At 62.8% G+C, this 18422-nt stretch carries 17 protein-coding genes; 11 read left to right on the top strand and 6 right to left on the bottom strand.

The window, feature by feature from the left end; all coding sequences use genetic code 11:
- Positions 1 to 41: 41 nt before the first annotated feature.
- Positions 42 to 1040 carry a Gfo/Idh/MocA family protein gene (locus tag DS839_RS26640; RefSeq protein WP_119273542.1) on the bottom strand — a complete coding sequence of 333 codons (999 nt, stop codon included), beginning with the start codon at positions 1038 to 1040 and terminating at the stop codon, positions 42 to 44.
- Between the two features lie 30 nt (positions 1041 to 1070).
- On the bottom strand, positions 1071 to 1358 hold the full coding sequence (locus DS839_RS26635; protein WP_119273541.1) for a YciI family protein: 288 nt from the start codon (positions 1356 to 1358) through the stop codon (positions 1071 to 1073).
- Between the two features lie 160 nt (positions 1359 to 1518).
- On the opposite strand from DS839_RS26635, the gene DS839_RS26630 reads away from it, so the two are divergent.
- The 3 genes from DS839_RS26630 to DS839_RS26620 are packed head-to-tail and all read left to right on the top strand — an operon-like array spanning position 1519 to position 4676.
- A complete protein-coding gene (locus DS839_RS26630; protein ID WP_119273540.1) occupies positions 1519 to 2376 on the top strand; it encodes a fumarylacetoacetate hydrolase family protein in 858 nt (285 codons plus the stop codon).
- Positions 2377 to 2415: 39 nt separating this feature from the next.
- Positions 2416 to 3276 (top strand): dioxygenase family protein, encoded by an 861-nt coding sequence (locus DS839_RS26625; protein WP_119273539.1) that lies wholly within the window; start codon positions 2416 to 2418, stop codon positions 3274 to 3276.
- 32 nt (positions 3277 to 3308) lie between these two features.
- Positions 3309 to 4676, top strand: coding sequence for an amidohydrolase family protein (locus DS839_RS26620; protein ID WP_119273538.1), 1368 nt, complete (start codon positions 3309 to 3311; stop codon positions 4674 to 4676).
- Between the two features lie 7 nt (positions 4677 to 4683).
- Here DS839_RS26620 and DS839_RS26615 read toward each other — a convergent pair whose 3' ends face one another.
- Positions 4684 to 5757: an SDR family oxidoreductase gene (locus DS839_RS26615; protein WP_119273537.1), complete on the bottom strand. Its 1074-nt coding sequence runs from the start codon at positions 5755 to 5757 to the stop codon at positions 4684 to 4686.
- Between the two features lie 293 nt (positions 5758 to 6050).
- On the opposite strand from DS839_RS26615, the gene DS839_RS26610 reads away from it, so the two are divergent.
- The 6 genes from DS839_RS26610 (at position 6051) to DS839_RS26585 (ending at position 12354) form a co-directional block, all read left to right on the top strand.
- Complete coding sequence (locus DS839_RS26610) at positions 6051 to 6911, top strand: sugar phosphate isomerase/epimerase family protein (RefSeq protein WP_119273536.1); 861 nt, start codon at positions 6051 to 6053, stop codon at positions 6909 to 6911.
- Between the two features lie 22 nt (positions 6912 to 6933).
- On the top strand, positions 6934 to 7734 hold the full coding sequence (locus DS839_RS26605; protein ID WP_119273535.1) for an SDR family NAD(P)-dependent oxidoreductase: 801 nt from the start codon (positions 6934 to 6936) through the stop codon (positions 7732 to 7734).
- 115 nt (positions 7735 to 7849) lie between these two features.
- Positions 7850 to 8887, top strand: coding sequence for a sugar ABC transporter substrate-binding protein (locus tag DS839_RS26600; RefSeq protein WP_119273534.1), 1038 nt, complete (start codon positions 7850 to 7852; stop codon positions 8885 to 8887).
- 66 nt (positions 8888 to 8953) lie between these two features.
- Entirely contained in the window at positions 8954 to 10483 is a 1530-nt protein-coding gene (locus DS839_RS26595) for a sugar ABC transporter ATP-binding protein (RefSeq protein ID WP_119273533.1), read from the top strand.
- Positions 10449 to 11501 carry an ABC transporter permease gene (locus DS839_RS26590; protein ID WP_368911942.1) on the top strand — a complete coding sequence of 351 codons (1053 nt, stop codon included), beginning with the start codon at positions 10449 to 10451 and terminating at the stop codon, positions 11499 to 11501. Before DS839_RS26595 ends, DS839_RS26590 begins: the two co-directional genes overlap by 35 nt.
- Positions 11502 to 11550: 49 nt before the next feature.
- Positions 11551 to 12354 carry an SDR family NAD(P)-dependent oxidoreductase gene (locus tag DS839_RS26585; RefSeq protein ID WP_119273531.1) on the top strand — a complete coding sequence of 268 codons (804 nt, stop codon included), beginning with the start codon at positions 11551 to 11553 and terminating at the stop codon, positions 12352 to 12354.
- Between the two features lie 21 nt (positions 12355 to 12375).
- Here the strand turns inward: DS839_RS26585 and DS839_RS26580 are convergent, their stop codons facing one another.
- From DS839_RS26580 to DS839_RS36690, 3 genes are all read right to left on the bottom strand, one after another.
- A complete protein-coding gene (locus DS839_RS26580; protein ID WP_119273530.1) occupies positions 12376 to 13260 on the bottom strand; it encodes an NAD(P)-dependent oxidoreductase in 885 nt (294 codons plus the stop codon).
- Positions 13261 to 13296: 36 nt separating this feature from the next.
- Positions 13297 to 14478 carry a CobW family GTP-binding protein gene (locus tag DS839_RS26575; protein ID WP_162918824.1) on the bottom strand — a complete coding sequence of 394 codons (1182 nt, stop codon included), beginning with the start codon at positions 14476 to 14478 and terminating at the stop codon, positions 13297 to 13299.
- Between the two features lie 61 nt (positions 14479 to 14539).
- A complete protein-coding gene (locus DS839_RS36690) occupies positions 14540 to 14734 on the bottom strand; it encodes a hypothetical protein (protein WP_162918823.1) in 195 nt (64 codons plus the stop codon).
- Positions 14735 to 15295: 561 nt separating this feature from the next.
- Between DS839_RS36690 and DS839_RS26570 the strand changes: the two genes are divergently transcribed.
- A complete protein-coding gene (locus DS839_RS26570; RefSeq protein WP_162918822.1) occupies positions 15296 to 17038 on the top strand; it encodes an extracellular solute-binding protein in 1743 nt (580 codons plus the stop codon).
- Between the two features lie 223 nt (positions 17039 to 17261).
- Complete coding sequence (locus DS839_RS26565) at positions 17262 to 18413, top strand: ABC transporter substrate-binding protein (RefSeq protein WP_119273527.1); 1152 nt, start codon at positions 17262 to 17264, stop codon at positions 18411 to 18413.
- The last annotated feature ends 9 nt before the right edge of the window (positions 18414 to 18422 follow it).

Below are 18422 nucleotides of genomic sequence, written 5' to 3'. Positions count from 1 at the left end.
TTTGCGGCGGACGGGAATTGTCAGCCTGCCACGGTCGTCTCTTATAGGCTGACCGTCCGGCCGTCCTCGGCCGAGGATCTGACGATCGCCTCGAAGATGCGGATATTGTCCACAAGCTCGGCGCTGGAAAAACGATAGCGCTTCTCCCCGGCGACGGCGGCGGCCCAGGACTCGAAATTGGCCGTCACCGTATCGGTCGGATGATAGACGGTCACCTGCCGCGGCGCCTGCGTGCCGGTGCACTGCGTCACGACGGTCGGCTTGCCCTGATCGACATTGCCTTCCGTCATGACTTCCACCCAGCCCTTGTCGCCAAAGACGGTAACCCGGCCATAATAGGGCACGCATGACAGCAAGGTGATCGTGGCGCGCGCACCGGACTTGAACTTCAGCGCCGCGGTGACGAAGTCGCTGGCCGGCGGCGCGAAAGTGAGGCTCGCGGTCTCAGCCCGCACCTCGCACGGCTCGCCGAAAAGTGCCACACAGAGATCGGTCTGATGGATCCCGGTCGCGGTCATCATGCCGGCCGGCGCGTGCTTGGGATCGAGGCGCCAGTTGCTGCGATCGATGTTCTTGAACAGATCATGGCTGATATTGGCTTCGTAAAGCAGCAGCGTGCCGAGGGCGCCTTCACCGACAAGCTCCTGCACCAGCTCGAAACATTCTTCATAACGGCGCTCATGCCCAATGCCGAGGACCTTGCCTGCCCTTTCGCAGGCATCGACGATCCGCCGCGCCCCAGCCGCCGTCATGGCCAGCGGCTTCTCGCAGAACAACTCCTTGCCGGCCGCCAGCACCGCCAGACATTGCTCTTCATGCAGCTGGTGCGGCGTAGCGAGGATGACGCCGTCAATATCGGGATCAGCCAGCACCGACGCCAGATCAGGCGCGTGGCGGATATTGAGTGAAGAGAGGAAATCCAGCGCACTCGCGGACGGCAAGGGGTCGACACCGTAGCGAGTGTCGAAGCGCGGACTCTTCTCGAGACATGAAATGATCTGCTTGCCCCACCAGCCGAGGCCCGCCACGGCCACTCTCATGGCACGCTCCTTCCCTCTTGCGAACGCCGGTCAGCCATTCTTCCTGATGAAGGCCGTGATGGTGACCTTGTCCCAGACGCCCTCTGTGCTGAAAGGATCGGCGCCGTTGAAGCGCTGCACGCCGTCGCGCTTATCGGCCTCGACGACAAGCAGGCTGCCCTTGGTGGTCACACCATCATCCTCCACCAGCGGCCCGGACATGACGATCCGAACGCCATAATCGGAAGCTGTCTTGAGGTGAGCGAGATGCGGCTCCTGATGGATCTTGCGCAATTCAAGGCCACGGGAACAATCAAGTGCGTGAATGGCGAACAACATGACGGTCTCCTCCCCTGGCCCGGTGCAAGACGATAAGGTCAGCTCGGCTGCGGCATGGACAAAACTTTTTTCATTATGAGAATAGGCTGGGATCACAGGTGCAAGGAGTATCGACATTATGCCGCAATGGCGGTTTCATGGCGGATTGCGAGGGGGTTCGATGCGTTTCGCAATGTTCTTCGAGGGCGGCAAACGCCGTCTTGGTGTGGTTGATGACGGCAAGCGCATCGCTTCGCTCGGCTCCATAGGCGCCGATCTCGATTCCCTGTTCGATCCGGCGGGACTGGCCAGTGCAAAGGAAGCTTCGGCCAATCTGCGGGCCTCCGACTGGCGAGCGCTCTCGGAGGTGACCTTAGCGCTGCCCCTCGCCCGTCCCGGCAAGGTAGTATGCCTAGGCCTCAACTATCGCGCGCATGCGGCGGAAGGCGGCTTCACCGTCCCCGATTATCCAGCACTGTTCCTGCGCGTGCCGACATCGCTCGTCGCGGCCGGCGCGCCAATCCGCCTTCCCCCTGTCTCGGAGCAGCTGGATTATGAGGCGGAACTGCTCGTCATCATCGGCAAGGCCGGTCGCGCCATTCCCGGGGCGCGGGCGCTCGATCATGTCTTCGGCTACACCTGCTTCAATGACGCTTCGGTACGCGACTATCAGCGCAAGACGCATCAATGGACGCCGGGCAAGAACTTCGACGCGACTGGTGCGGTGGGTCCGGTGGTCGTGACCGCCGACGAGCTGCCATCCGGTGCATCGGGCCTGCGCATTGCCTGCCGCCTCAACGGCCGGACGCTCCAGGACGCCAATACCAGCGACATGATCTTTCCCGTCGCCAAGGCAATAGCGACCATCTCCGAATTCATGACACTGGAACCGGGCGACATGATCGCCATGGGCACGCCGCAGGGCGTGGGCCATGCCCGCAAGCCGCCTTTGTGGATGAAGGCCGGCGACACGGTTGAAGTCGAGATCGAGAAGATCGGCATCCTGCGCAACCCGGTTGAAGCAGAAAGCGCGCTATAGTCGATCTCATAAGGAGAAAGCGGCAGGGAGGACTGCACCATGCGCGACATCACCACGGAAAACATCACCCGGGCGGTGCAAGAGTCATGGGCGAATGCGGATGATCCCCGCCTGAAGGAGGTGCTGCAGCGCCTCGCGCATCACCTGCATGCCTTCATCCGCGACGTGCGGCCGAGCCATGACGAGTGGCTGGCCGCGGTCGATTTTTTGTGGCGCTGCGGGCAGATCAGCGACGACAAGCGCAACGAGTTCGCGCTTCTCTCCGATGTCATGGGGGCGACCTCGCTGGTCGATCTGATGAACGATACGCCTGAGGCGACCGTGGGCAGCGTGCTGGGTCCCTTCTATACCGACGACAGCCCGACCGTTCCGTTCGGCGCTGACCTGGTCGGAGACAATGAGGGCGACGCCATCCTCCTCACCGGTGTCGTACGTGACACCGCCGGACGGCCGATCCCCGGCGCCGTTGTCGATATGTGGCAGACCAATAGCAAGGGCGTCTATGCCACGCAGGATCCGACGCAGGCCGATGACAATCTCCGCTGCAAGCAGTTGTGCGATGCCGAAGGACGTTATGCCTTCACCACCGTCGAACCGGGCCCTTACACGATACCGACGGATGGCCCGGTCGGAAAACTGGTGACACACATGCGCCGCTCGCCGTGGCGGCCGGCCCATTATCATTTCATCGTCAAAGCCGAGGGCCACCAACCCATCGTGACGGAGATATTCTTCCCCCACGATCCTTATCTCGGCAGCGACGCCGTGTTCGGTGTACGCGCACCGCTGGTCAGGGACATAAGCCCGGTCGCGAACAGTGCCGGACCGCCGGTCGCCACGCAAAGACGGCCGCTTCATCGCATCGACTTTGATTTCACCCTCATGCCGGTCGCTTCCTGACCGGCATCGCTTCGATCCAGGACCGGGACGCCATGACCGAACGCATACTCATCAAGAATGCCATCGTGCTGACGATGGACGCCAGGCTCGGGGCCTTCCAGGACGCAGACGTTCTGGTGGAGGGTGAGAGGATCGCCGCCGTTGGGCCGAACCTCACCGCCGAGGGCGCCGAGACAGTTGCGGGGCGCGGCCGGATCGTCATCCCGGGCATCGTCAATGGCCATATGCACACCTGGCAGACGGGCTTGCGCGGCCTCTGCTCCAACATGACCCTGCTCGAATATTTCCGCTGGGTGCATCGGGGGCTCGCCACCGCCTTCCGACCTGAAGACATATATATAGCCACTCTTGCCGGCGCGCTCGGTCAGATCAACGCGGGTGCCACGACGCTCGGCGACTGGTGCCACAATAACCCGACCCCAACCCATACCGACGCGGCCGTCGATGGACTTGCGGAGAGCGGCATCCGCGCCGTCTTCCTGCACGGCTCTCCGAAGCCCGATCCCAAGCCGGGCGAGCCGCATTTCTCGGAGGTCCCGCATCCGCGCCATGAGATCGAGCGCCTGCTCAAATCACGCTTAGCCAGTCGCGATCAACTCGTGACGCTGGGCATGGCCATCCTCGGCCCGCACTACTCGACGATGGATGTGGCGCGCACCGACTTCAGGCTCGCCCGCGAATTCGGGCTGATCGCCTCGATGCACCAGGGCGGCGGTGAAGCCAAGACGCCGGGCGGCTGGGAACGGCTGGAAGCGGAAGGCCTCGTCGGCCAAGGCATCAACATCGTGCATGGCAACAATCTGAGCGATGAGCAGATCAGGCGCTTCGTCGATGCCGGTGTCTCCTTCACCGTGGCGCCTGAGAACGAGATGGTACAAGGGCATGGCTGGCCAGTCACCGGGCGGGTGCTCGCGGCCGGCGGGCAGCCGACCTTCGGGGTCGACATCGAGTCGCTGGTCTCGGCCGACATGTTTGCTGTCGCGCGCATGGCTCTCGCCTGCCAGCGCGCGCTGGACAATGCCAGCCATCGCGCATCGCATGGCGGCATTCCCGACAACTGCACGGTGAATACGAAGGACGCCTTGCGCTGGATCACCATCGAAACGGCCCGCATGCTCGGCATTGACGACAAGGTCGGTTCGCTGACGCCCGGCAAGCAGGCCGACATCACGGTCATCGACGCCACGGGCTGGAACATGTGGCCGGTGCACGACCCCTATTCCACCGTGATCATGCAGGCGGGCGTCGGCAATGTGGAGCATGTGCTCATCGCCGGGAAATTCCGCAAGCGCGCCGGCAAGCTGCTCTGGCCGGATGCCCAGCGCGTCAAGCGCGATCTCGAGGCCTCGGGCCACCGCATCGTCGCCAAGCTCGGCATCCCGACGCAGATGGTCGCCTAGCCTCTCATCACGGGATCAGCTTCTCCGCCCGCAATTGCGCGAACAGGTTGGTGAACGACTTCTCGCTCGACTGGAAGACGTGGAAGCCAGCCTCGCGGCTCTTCGTCATATCGGTCATGATCTCGATCGGACGGCCGAGGTCCAGATCGGTGTGCCAGGGCGAAGCGAGACGGTCGAGATCGGCTTCCTTGAGACCGTGCTTCTTGACCATCTTAGCCCAGATCGCCGGGGCATCGGCCATTTGAGCCTCCAGCGGATGGATCTCGCCATCCCAGCCGACCCATTCCACGTCGAACCATTTGGCGATGCGCGGCCACAGCCAGCTCCAGCGGAAATAGTCACCATTGACGACGTTGAAAGCCTCGTTCTGCGCCGCCACCGTATTCGCCGCCCAGACCAGATGCTTGGCGAGCACGCGTGCGTCGGTCACATCACAGATGCCATTCCACTGCCCCTCCGAACCCGGCCAGCGAAACTTGCGGCCCGCCTCCTTGCAGATCGAAGCATAGACGGCGAGCGTCGAGCCCATGTTCATGGCGTTGCCGATCGCCTTGCCGATAACGGTGTGCGGACGCTGGATCGTCCAGGTGAAGCCGTCGCGCTTGGCGGCCGCATAGACCTCGTCCTCCTGCGCATAGTAGAAATTCGGCAGGTCGAGACGCGACTGCTCCTCGCGCAGCGGCGTCACCGGCCGGAAGCCGCCGGTGACATAGGCGTCGAACGGCCCGAGATAGTGCTTGAGACCGGTCACAAGGTCGATATGACGTACGCACTTCTTCGGCGACAGGGCGGTCAGCACGTTGCGCACCATGGCGCTATTGACCTCTATGTTCTCCGCCTCCGTGGGGCGGCGCGTCCAGGTCGCGAAGAATACATGGGTCGGGGATACATCTTTGAGGGCCGCCTGGACACTCCCGGCGTCAAGCAGATTGGCGGCGACGGGAATGACGCCGGCGACGGCCGTGTCATTGGTCGGATTGCGCGACAGGCCGTAGACCTTCCACCCGTTCGCGAGCAGCTCGCGGGCGGTGTTGTTGCCGATTATGCCGCTGACGCCCACGACAAGCGCGATGCCCTGCATGTTATTCTCCTCTTTTCCTTCTCTGCTTTCCTGATGGCACCCGGAGAATAGGACCAGCGGTGCCGTCAACAATGCCGATATTGCCCAGTTTGATAAGTTCTGGCCGGAGGGCGACGGGCGACATTCTGTTCAAATTGACAATTTTGCCAGTTGCGTCGCCGTGGACGGCACCGAAATATGCAGCCGCAACGAAGGATAGCGGGGCATATCGCCGGTGCACGTCATGCGGACGGCATCCTGATTCCTCTGGTATCCACTGAGCGAGCTGACCTGAGCCGGAGGAAAACGATCAGATGCCGAACACGCCGGAATTGCTGGCCGCCTATTGGACCATCTCCGGAGACCGAGAGCCGATGGGGCCGACCGAGATCAGCCCCTATACGTTGCGCGAGCGTGTCGAGGTTGCCGCAGCGGCGGGCTATGTCGGCATCGGGCTCGTGGTGCAGGACATCATTGCCAACAAGGAGAAGTTGAGCCTCAAGGGCATGAAGCGGATCTTCGACGACAACGGCATCAAGCATATCGAGGTCGAATTCCTGGGCGACTGGTTCGAGACCGGCGACAAGCGTGCAAAGTCGGACAGGATCCGCAAGGAGCTTCTCGAAGCGGCAGCCGAGCTCGGGGCGCGTGACATCAAGGGCTCCGGCCAGATGTATGGCCAGACGATCGACATTCCGCATTATGCCAGAGAACTGGCGCAGTGGTGCGACGAAGCAAAGGCGGTGGGCTCGGACATAGCCATCGAGGTATTGCCATTCACCAATATCAGTGACCTCAAGACGTCCCGGCAGATCCTCGACCTCGCCGGCAGGGCGAATGGCGGGCTGTGCATCGACATCTGGCACATGGCGCGCGGCAACATCCCCTACAGCGAGGTCGCTGAATTCCCCGCCAAATACATCAAGTCGGTCGAGCTCAACGATGCGCTTGCCGAGGTCAAGGAGTCGCTCTGGATCGACACGATCCGCGAGCGCGTCTATCCGGGCGAAGGCGTATTCGACGTGCCTGCCTTCATCCGCGCGATCAGGGCGACTGGCTGGGACGGGTTCTGGTCGGTCGAAATCCTGAGTGAGAAATACCGCGTCATGCCGCTGAAGGATCAGGCAAAGCGTTCCTTCGACACGACGATGGAAATGTTTGAAAGAGCCGGCTGAAGCCGCAGATCGGGAGGACGAAATGAAAACCAATCTCGCCGGAAAGACCATTCTCATCACCGGAGCGGCGAGCGGCATTGGCCGCTCCATCGCGCTTGCCTTCGCCGATGAAGGCGCCCATGTCGGCCTGGTCGATATCGACAAAGCAGGCACCGAGACGCTGGCCGGCGAAATCGAAGCCAAGGGAGTGAAGGCCGGCGTCGGTCTTGGCGACCTGAGCACGGCTGATGGCGTCACGGGCTCGATCGGACAGGCGCTCAAGCCGTTCGGCGGCACGCTCGACGTTCTGGTCAACAATGTCGGCTCGGGTGCCGTGCGCAGCTTTGATCAACTCACCGACGCGGAATGGGAGAAAACCCTGCAGCTCAACTTCATGAGCTATGTCCGGGCGACCCGGGTCGCCCTCCCGGTGCTCAGGCAGAAAGGCGGCGTCATCATCAACAACGCTTCCGATCTCGCCCGCCAGCCCGAGCCGGTCCCGGTCGATTATGGCGTTTCCAAATCGGCCGTGCTGGCGCTGACCAAGAGCCTGGCCCGCGCCGAGGCGCCGAAGATCCGCGTCAATGCCGTGGCGCCGGGTCCGATCTGGACGCCCTTCTGGTCCAAGCCCGGCGGCTTCGCCGAGACAATGGGCAAATTCCACAAGCGCCCGCCGAAGGAAGCGGTCGAGTACGAGATGAGCTTGCGTCAACTTCCGCTGGCGCGCCTCGGCGAGCCGGAGGAAGTGGCCAATGTCGTGGTGTTCCTCGCCTCCGACCTCGCCTCTTTCGTGACCTCGGCCGTGTGGGGCGTCGACGGCGGCTCGATCCGCGGCATCGTTTGATTCCTGCCGCGCTTTCTCATTTTGATCATCTTGCGCGTTGAACCGGTGGCGCATGCCATCAACACTCCTCCCAGGCCGACACTGAGAATGTCGTGGCCAATAATGGGAGGTTAGCATGATGAAACAATCGCGGGTGAAGTCCCGTCGCGTTGCGCTCACCGCGGCGATCTCGGGTGCCGCGCTGGCGCTCGTCGCCTCGGTTCTGCCGGCTGCCGCGCAGCAGAAACTCGGCTATTCCGCACCGTTCCTGACCGATCCGTTCCAGGCCATCATGGCCAATCAGACCCTTGCCGCCGTCAAGGACGCCGGACTCGAGGCGATGCCGCCCACCAATGCCAATGGCGATGCCGCCAAGCAGTCTACCGACGTGCGCAATCTGATCTCGGCCGGCGCCAATGTCCTGATCATCAACCCGACCGACAGCCAGGCGATCGCGCCGGTGCTGGACTTTGCAGCGGAAAAAGGCGTGCCGGCGGTACTGATCGATATTGCACCGGCCAAGGGCAAGACGGCGATGATCGTGCGCGCCGACAACAAGGGCATCGGCGCCAAGGCTTGCGAGGCCGTGGGCAAGGCGATCGGCGGCGAAGGCAAGGTGCTGTCGCTGATGGGCGACCAGGCCACAACCAACGGCCGTGATCGCACGACCGGCTTCAACGACTGCATGAAGGAGAAATTCCCGAAGGTCGAGATCATCGAACGCCCGACCAACTGGAAAGCCGACAAGGCGACCTCGGCGGCGCAGACCGTCGTGACCACGACGCCGGACCTCAAGGCCATCTACATGCAGAGCGATTCCGTGATGCTGGCCGGTGTGCTCAATGTGCTCAAGAGCGCCGACAAGCTGACCAAGGTCGGCGAGCCGAATCACATCTTCCTCGCCTCGGTCGATGGCACGCCCTATGCGATGGAACAGATCCGCGACGGTTACCTGGATGTCGCCGTCGCCCAGCCGCTCGATCTCTATGCCAAATACGGCGCCTTTTACGCCAAGGCGGCTCTTGAGGGAAAAAGCTTCAAGGCCGGTCCGACCGACCACAACAGCGAGATCGTGCCGGTCGGCGACAATCTCATGGACTATCTCCCGGCCGCCGTGGTGACCAAGGAGAATGCCAGCGATCCGACGCTCTGGGGCAATCAGGCCGGGAAGTAAGCGAACCGTGATTGGGGCGCCTTGCGGCGGCGCCCCGGTCTGCCATATCCTGCAACAGGGGTGAGCATGGCTGCCGTCGACACTGCATCCGTGCACGATCAAACGACCGGTTTCGCCGCCGAAGCCCACGGCATCGTCAAGCGCTTCGGTCCCATTGAAGTGCTGCGCGATGTCGCCATCGAGATTCCCGTCGGCGACGCGCGTGCCCTTGTCGGGCGCAATGGCGCCGGCAAGTCGACGCTGGTCAGCCTCCTCACTGGCATCTACGGCGCAAATGCCGGCGAGATCAGGCTTGCCGGACAACCCTCGCCCTCGCTCGGCGACCGGCGAGCCTGGCGCGAGCGTGTCGCCTGCGTCTACCAGCGCTGGATGATGATCCCCCATCTCACCGTCGGCGAGAATCTGTTCCTCAACAACCAGCCGCGCGGAGCGCTGGGCCTCGTCGACTGGCGGCGCCTGCGCGAAAGGTCGATGGCGGCGCTGAAGGAGTGGGACCTCGACGTCTCCCCGGACCTGGACGCCTGGCGGCTCACCGTCGAGCAGCGGCAGATCGTCGAGATCGCCCGTGCCCTCTTGCAAGGCAGCCGCTTCATCATTCTCGACGAGCCGACAGCCGAATTGGAACGCAAGGAGGTCAACCGGCTCTTCGACCGCATTCGCGGCCTGCAGGCAAGCGGCGTGACCTTCCTCTACATCTCGCATCATCTCGAGGAAATCTACGAGATCTGCCGGACCGTGACGGTGATGCGCGACGGACGCGTGGTGGCCGATGCCCGACTCAAGGAATTCCCGAAAGACCGGCTGGTCGCCGCCATGGTGGGCGACGCAGTGATGATGAAACGGGAGAGGCGGCCCGCCGCCGTCACGCCGGACGCCGTGCCGGGTCTCGCCCTGAAAGCGCTCACCCTCGCCAATGGCTTCGACGCGGTCGATCTCGAGGTCGCCGCGGGCGAGTGCGTCGGTCTTGCCGGTCTCGCGGGTTCCGGCAAAGACAAGGTCGCCGAGGCGGTTGCCGGACTCATCAAGCCCGACGCCGGGACGATCTCGATCGGCGGCCGACCGGCGCCTGCGGGAGACGTCGAGGCGATGCGCGCCGCGGGCATCGGCTATGTCGCGCGTGACCGGCATGTGCGCGGCCTCTTCCCGCTGCTGTCGGTCGGCGACAACCTCACGGCCACCGTCATGCACCAGTTCGGCAAGGCCGGCTTCGTCTCCCCGGCCCGGCAAGAAGCGACGGTGCGGCGTCAGATCGCTACCATGGGCATCGTCGCCGCCTCAGGCGAGCAGCCGATCCGCGAGCTCAGCGGGGGCAATCAACAGAAGGCGATGGTCGGCCGGGCGCTGGCATCGAACCCCAAGGTCCTGGTGCTGACCGCGCCGACGCAAGGCGTCGACATCGCGTCCAAGGCGGCGCTCTACGACATCATCGAAAAGGCGAAGGCGGGCGGCATGGCCGTTCTGGTCGTTTCCGACGATCTCGATGAACTGGTTGTCTGCGACCGGGTCGAGGTGATTTTCCGCGGCCGCATCACGCGATCCTTCCCGCGCGGCTGGAAGGATCATGACATGGTTGCCGCAATTGAAGGGCTTTACTGAAATGACCAGCACCGCATCCCGGACCGAAACAGCGGCGCCGGCCGGCCCCAATCTCTTCGCCCGGATGAAACTGCGCGACCTGGTGCTGGTTCCCGTTATTGTCCTGGTGTTGATCGTCGGCAGCTTCGTATCGCCGTCCTTCCTGATGCCGGAGAACCTGCTCAATGTCTTGCAGCAATCATCCGAGCTGTCGATCCTGGTGATCGCGCAGTCGCTGATCCTGATCTGCGGCAAGTTCGACCTGTCGCTGGAATCGACCGTCGGGATCGCGCCGATGGTCGCGGCCTGGCTGATGATCTCGGATACCTATATCGGCGGGTCCGGCATCGGCATCAGCGGCTATGCCGGCATTGCGGTGCTGTTCGCCGTCGGCCTCATCGTCGGCACGATCAATGGCCTCCTGGTGGTGAAGCTGAGACTCAATGCCTTCATCACAACACTCGCCATGCTCATCCTGTTGCGCGGCATCACGCTCGGCATCACCAATGGCCAGACGCTGTTCGATCTGCCGGAGGAGTTCCTCTATCTGGGCAATGCGAAGTGGTTCGGTATTCCCGCCTCGATCTGGATCGCGGGCCTCCTCTTTCTCTTTTTTGGCCTGATGATGCGCTACCACCGCATCGGCCGCGCCATCTATGCGATCGGCGGAAATCCAGTGGCCGCCCGCGTGGCAGGCATCCCGGTCGAGCGCATCACCATCGGCGTCTTCATCGCCGGAAGCCTGCTTGCCGCCCTTGCCGGCCTGCTGCTCACCGGCCGCATCGCTTCGGTCATGTCCGGCCAGGGGCAGAATATGATCTTCTACGTGTTCGCCGCCGCGGTGATCGGCGGCATCAGCCTGAATGGCGGCCAGGGCCGCATGATCGGCGCGCTGACCGGCGTGTTGCTGCTGGGGCTGCTGCAAAACGTGCTGACGCTCTCCTCGGTCGCCGCTTTCTGGATCGACGCCTGCTACGGCGCAATCATCCTGCTGGCGCTGATCATCACCCGGTTGAGCGGCGAAGCGCCGCGCGAATGACTTAGGCGGGTGGCCAGTTAGTCACCCCGATACAGCAAGAGGATCAGACATGTCCCGGAAACCGACTTTCACCCTTACCCTGCCCTCGACCGTCGTAGTTACCGGCGCTTCGTCGGGTCTCGGCGGCGAACTGTGCAAGCTGCTGCTCGATGCCGGTGTCGAGACCTTGGGCGTCGACCGCGCCCCGGCGTCTGAGGATCTGCGGCAGGACAACCGCTACATGCATGTCACCGGCGGTGTTTCCGATAATTCGACCTGGACGCAGGTGAACGCGCTGCTCGACAAGTCCGGCACAGGATCGCTCGGCCTCGTCACCGCCGCCGCGATCCTCGACACGGTCGGATCGATCCTCGAGACGAGCAAGGACGTGCTGGTGCGCACCCTCGATGTCAATGTCGTGGGCACGGCCATGGCGATCAAGGCGCTCTTACCACGCATGATTGCCAATGGCGGCGGACAGATCGTGGCGGTCGGCTCGGTGTCGGGCTCCTTCGGCGAGCAGCAGCTCGCCGCCTATACCGCTTCGAAGGCAGCGGTACGCGGTCTTGCCAGGACCATCGCCATGGACCATGCCCGCCAGGGCATCCGCGTCAATGTGCTCTCACCCGGGCCCATGATGGTGGGCCTGTTCAAGCGCCACATGGAATCGGCGGTCGACAGCCGGAAGTTCGAGGCCACCCGGGCAAATCGTCAGCCGGCCGGCAGGATCCTCGATCCGAAGCATGTTGCGCAGGCGGCGATGTTCCTCCTTTCCGAGGAATCGGCCGCGTTCATCGGCGAGGACCTGATGGCCGACGGTGGCCTGAGCACCAGTTTCGATTTCCGCACCGGCGCCGAAGGCGCGTCGATCTGAACAGAAGAGCCGGCCCCAGGGTCAGCTCGCCTCCTCCACCCCCGCCAGCTCGGCAATCTCCTTGACAAGCACGAAGATGTCACGCTCGCCCTTGCCATGCAGATAGGCTGCCTCATATTGCTGGCGCACCTGCGAGGCGAGCGGCAGCGGTACATGCATCTGGCGCCCCACAGAGAGCGCTATGTCGAGATCCTTCATCATCTGTGACACTTCGAAGGCGGGATCGTACTTGCCTTCGAGGATCGTCGCTCTCTTATATTCGAGCAGCGGTGTCGCGACCGCGCTCTTGGAATAGACCTCGAGCGCATCCGCCAGGGAAACCCCGCCTTTGCGCGTGAAGGCGAGCGCTTCGGCCAGCAGCGGCGACATGGCGGCAAGCGTCGAATTGACCGCCAGCTTCATGAAGCGGGCCTGCTCGCTCTCCCCCAACCAGAGACGCACTTTGGTGAAGGTCTCGAACAAAGGGACCATCCGCTCGAAGCCATCGCGAGGGCCCGAAACCATGGTGGTGAGAGCGCCGGCAGCCGCCGTCGCGGTCGAGCCGGAGACCGGCGCGCGCAGATAGGTGACGCCTTTGGCCGCCAACAGCCTCGCCACCTCGGCAGATGCCTCCGGCGAGACCGTGCTCGTATCGATATAGGTCTGACCGCGGCCCAGATGCGAAGCCAGCGCGCCCTCGGCGGCAACCGTCTCGTGCAAGGCGGCATCGTCGGGAATGGACGAGATCACGACCTCGCATGCGCCGGCGAGCTCCGCCATCGACATGGCGACCGTGTAGCCTGCCGCCGTCGCCTTCCCGGCGCTTGCGCCATTGCGGGCAAAGGCGATGATCGCATGTCCGCCTCCCGCCACCCGCTTGGACATCGGCATGCCCATCTTGCCCAAACCGATCCAACCGATCTTCATCTCATACTCCTTGACTTGAGCTTGGCGGCGCGCTCGTCACTTGGTGAGCCGGCGCGAGGCTTCCTCCAGCATCCTGGCCGCCTCCCGCGCCTTGAAGGTGCGCTGACCGACCCGATCCAGCAATTCGACGATTTCGCGCAGTTCCGCTCCGGTTATGCCCTGCGTGATGAAGACGATGCGCGTACGGTGGTCCTTGTCGGGCCATCGTTCCAGCCAGGTCATGGTATGCAGCAGATGCTGGGCGCCCTGGATGACGGCGGGCTTGCCGGTCTCGTCGGCGATATTGACCAGCCCTTTTACGCGCAGCAAGCCCGTACCGAGATTTTGCGTGATGCCGTCCAAAAGAAACTGCAGCTCCTCGCGCGACAGCGGCTTCTCGCGCAGCAGCACGAAGCTTTCGATGCCCTTGCCGCGCAGGTGATAATGCGCCGTGTGACCATCATGATCCTGGTCGTGGTCATGGTCATGATGATGATCATGCCCGTGGTGTTCTTCGGCTTCCTGGCGGGCAAGATGCTGCGTGAGCCTGAGCCAGGGTCTTGGATCCGCCTTCGGATCCGCCGCGTCGAAGCCGGGCGTGGTCAAGAGGCTCGCCACGATCTTCGGCGACAGATCGATCGACATGACCTCGGCCACCGGGTTGAGGTCGGCGATATCGGCACGCACCGCCGCTTCCAAGCCCACTTCGCCAGGCAGATCGAGCTTGGTGAGCACGACCTTGTCGGCGAAGGCCACTTGGCGCAGCGCCTCGTCGTGGCGCTCGGCGGTCTCCTTCCAGTTCACCGCGTCAACCAGCGTGATCACCGTGGCCACGCGATAGAGGCCGTCCAGGGTCGGTTCCGACAGGAATGCCTGGAGGACTGGGCCGGGTTCGGCAAGGCCTGAGCTCTCGATGACGACATGATCGAAGGACGGTATCCGGCCGGCGGCGCGGTCATGATAGAGACCGTTCAGCGTGCCGATGAGATCGCCGCGCACCGTGCAGCACAGGCAGCCATTCTCCAGCACCATGACCTGGTCGCTGCTGGCGGTGACGAGCTGATGATCGAGTCCGACCTCGCCGAACTCGTTGACGACCACGACAGTCCTTGCCATTTCCGGCGCGCGCAATGCCGCGTTGATCATGGTGGTCTTGCCGCTGCCGAGGAACCCCGTGACCAGTGTCACAGGAATGCGGATCGGTGCGCGGCCTGAGGATTTTGCTGGTGCAGCCGTCATCATCGGCTTCCTTCTCTGAACCGTTTCCGGCGGGTGCCGGTCTCTCGGGCCGAGCGCCCAATCACATAATCAGAACGGGACGGCGGATCAATCGCCGGTCAACCCGTCCCAAGCGGAAGCCAAAACCCACGCCGCCCGGCAGTCCGTTGTCGTACAGCATCAGTCCTCCGAGCCCCCTGAGGAATGCCAAAGACACACCCGGATTGCATGGGCCAATTTTTTCAAAATGAACAACAAAACCGGCATCATTGGCCACCCTGCTCCCGGGTGGAGGCCACGTCCGAAAGATTCTCAAAATGAGAATTCCTGGTGGCGCGCGGCTGGCCGACTTTGGTAGCATGCCGTCAGAAAATGGGAGAAACCGGCGCCAAAGATCCCCGCCGCCGACTTCGACGTCCCGATCGCCAAAGGCGAAGAGACATGTCGATGCAAGTGGGCCGCTGACGCTTCGTCATGCGAACGTCATCGGCCGCACGGTTGGCGAGTGGAGCGCGGCGCATATCTGGGCGTGCATTCGCGCGCAACTATCGGTACGTCAAGCGTGCTGAATGCCGCTACGGTCCCCTCCCCGCGAGATTGTCGAGCATGAACCACGGGGTCAGCGCACCGTGCTTCCGAGGAACTGCGACCATCACGGTCACCTTACGGCTGGTTTGACCGAAACAGACAGGGCCGTCGCCCGCGGCGCGGCGCATGGCATCGCCTTGTTCGCCGGGCTCCCCGATTTTCGTTTTTCGATGCCCCGGATGGAACTGGTAGCCCACTCTTGGCGACCCGCATCACCGACGGGGCGGCTCTTTGATCGATGGAGGCGAGGATGATAGTTTTTCCTGCGGAGGTCGATGCCTTGGACCGCATGACGGACTATGAACTGCTCCGGATCATCAACTTCCTTGAACGGATTCGCACGCCCTATGACGAAAAGATCGGCGGCGCCGATCCGGATCCGGTCTGGAACATCGTCCTCTATCTGATGAAAAGCCATCTGCGCGGCGACGTCGTCACGATGTCGTCGCTCGCCTCGGTCTCGCAGATTCCTTTCGCCAGCGCGATGCGTCGCATCCATCGCCTCATCGAGGACGGCGAGATCGAGCAACATTGCCGCAATCCCAACGGCAAATCCTTCTATCTGGTCCCAAGCCGGAAGCTGAAGTCGACCTTCATCTCCTATGCGATGAAGGTGAAGGTGCTGCTGGCCGAAACCTTCGGGCTCGGTAAAGGCAGTGCCAATGCCGGCGAATATTATTTCGGCGGCTCCTACATGACCGATCAGATCATTCCGCCGCTCAAGATCATCGAGAGCCGGCTGACGCCGGCGCAGGACCTGCGCTTCCTGCTCCATGACGACAACTATTTCGACTCCATGCGGAACATGTGGTCGGATTTCCGTTCAAAGCTGTCCTCGCGCAAGAATTTCACGCTGCGTGCACTGCCGCAGCTTTACGAGGAGCTGTTCAGCAACGCCCGGCGCAAGGAAAGCGAATACGACGTCATCTGCATCAATATCCCCTGGCTCGGCGAAGCGGTGAAGAACCGCATGGTCCAGCCGTTGAACAGCTATCTTGCCGAAAGCAACATGAACCCCCTCGACTTCCATCCCAATATCTGGTCGACGGGAGGGTGGGACAGCAAGCAGTATGGCGTGCCGATCTACAGCACCATCGAGACGCTCGCGATCCGCAAGGACCTTTTCGAAGCCCACGAGCTGCATGCGCCCACCACCTTCGAAAAGGTGCTCGATGCGGCGCGCCAGCTGCACCAGCCCAAACACGGCATGCAGGGCATCGTCTGGAACGCGGCCAAGGGCATGCCGATGGCGCATTCCTTCATGTTCTTCATGGGCTGCTGCGGCCAGCCGGTTCTCAACGTGCCGATGTCGCGCGTCGCCTTCGACTACAGCCATATGGCCGGTGACATGTACCGTCCAAAGGTCTTGAGCGAAGCCGGGTTCAAGACACTCGACTATATGCGCAGGCTGCTCGCCTTTTCGCCTCCGGATATCCTGATCATGGACTGGAACAGGGCGTTGGACTGCTTCCTGCTCGGTCATGCGGCGATGATCTACTGTTGGACCATGCGCGCCGCGCGTTTCGAATATGACATCCGCTCGGTCGTGAAGCGGAAGACCGAGTACCTTCCCTACCCGCACGGGCCCGGCGGCCAGATGGTCAGCCCCATCGGCGGCTTCCTGCTGGCGATCCCGGCTGGCCTGCCGCCTGAACGCTCCAAGCTCGCCTTCGAGGCGATTTCCTGGATGGCATCGCCGGCCGCCATGAAAGAGCATGTCAAGAACGGCATTCCGGTAGCCCCCCGCTTCAGCGTCACCGCCGATCCCGAAGCCAACGCCACGACCGCCATCGTGCGCTTCGTCGATCGCCTCGCCAAGCAGAACAAGCTGCATACCTGGCAGCGGCCGCCAATTCCCGAATATGCCCAGATCGAGCATATCATCGGCGAGGAGATCTTCGCCGCGCTCAATGGCGAGCTGACCGACCGCGAAGCGCTGGAGCGCTGCCAGAACCACATCGACAGCATCATGCGAGCGGCCGGCCATTACTGACAATGGCCGGCATGCTTGACGTGTCCTCTCGCGTGTCTCGCAAACTCTCATTCTGAAAAATTTTCCGATTTGATCCGGACCTTCATGCTGCGACTGTCTGACGAGCGCCGGTAAGGGCGCTCCAGTCGAAGTCGACCGGATAGAAGTATCGAGCCTGCAGATCAGGTACTGCATTTGGCTATGCAGAGGCAGTTCGCCGATCAGTCTCATAGGGAGGAAAAGCATGAAATCCGTAACCCGTCGCCTCGCACTCGCTTTCGCCGGCGCCGCAGGCGTTGCCGCGCTGGCGATGCCGGTCCTGGCGCAGAGCAAGTTCTATGAAGGCGCCCCGCGCACCTATCTCTACAATCCCGATACCGAGGTCTGCTTCAAGGACACATCGCAATATAAAAAAGACGGCCCCTACGTTATCGGATTCTCCAATGCCGGCCTCGGCGACTCCTGGCGCGTGGTGATGCTCCATTCGCTTCAGAAGGCCGCCGCCGAGCACAAGGGCAAGATCAGCAAGCTGATCATCACGGATGCCGGACATGACGACGCCAAGCAGGTCGCCGACATCCAGGACCTGATCTCGCGTGGCGTCGATCTGCTCATCGTCAGCGCCAACACGCAGCAGGCGCTCGACCCGGCGGTGCAGCAGGCGATGGCCCAGGGCATACCGGTCGTGATGATGGACCGCCGCGTCGCCTCGGACGACTTCGTCACCTTCGTGACCGCTTCCGATGCCATGATGGGCCGCCTCTTCGCCCAGTGGATCGCCGAGAAGCTCAACGGCAAAGGCAATGTCATCATGCTGGCCGGCCAGGCGGGCTCGAGCCCGTCGGAGAACCGCGAGAAGCCGGCGCGTGAAGTATTCGCCCAGTATCCCGGCATCAAGGTGCTCGAGACCGTCTATTCCGACTGGTCGCCGGTCAAGGGCAAGCAGGTGATGCAGGCGATGATCGCCAAATACGGTAAGGAGATCAACGCGGTCTGGTCGGCGCATGGATTGCAGACTCCCGGTTCTATCGAGGCTTTCATCGAGGCCGGCTACAAGGACGGCGAAATCCCGCCGCACACGACAGCGGACGTCAACGGCCCCCTCCAAATGGCCATCCAGCACAAGGTGCCGATGCTCGAAGTCGGCTACCCGCCGGCCATGGGCGGCGTCTCGGTCAATGTCGCCCTGCAGGTCCTTGCCGGTGCGCCGGTGCCCTGCATCTACACGATCAATTCGCAGATCGCGGTCTCGGAAGGCGATGAGACGCCGTCGATCCAGACTTCGCTGCGTCTGACCGACATGGTGGTTCCAAACGGCCCTGCGGACATGTTGATCACCGGCGGCATGGGCGCGGATTACGATCCGAAGACCTTCAAGGTCGATTATCCGCAATAGGCCGGCCGG

This window comes from Taklimakanibacter deserti, from assembly GCA_003574785.1.
The sequence above is the reverse complement of the archived record's forward strand: the minus strand, read 5'-3'. Positions and strand labels throughout refer to the sequence as shown.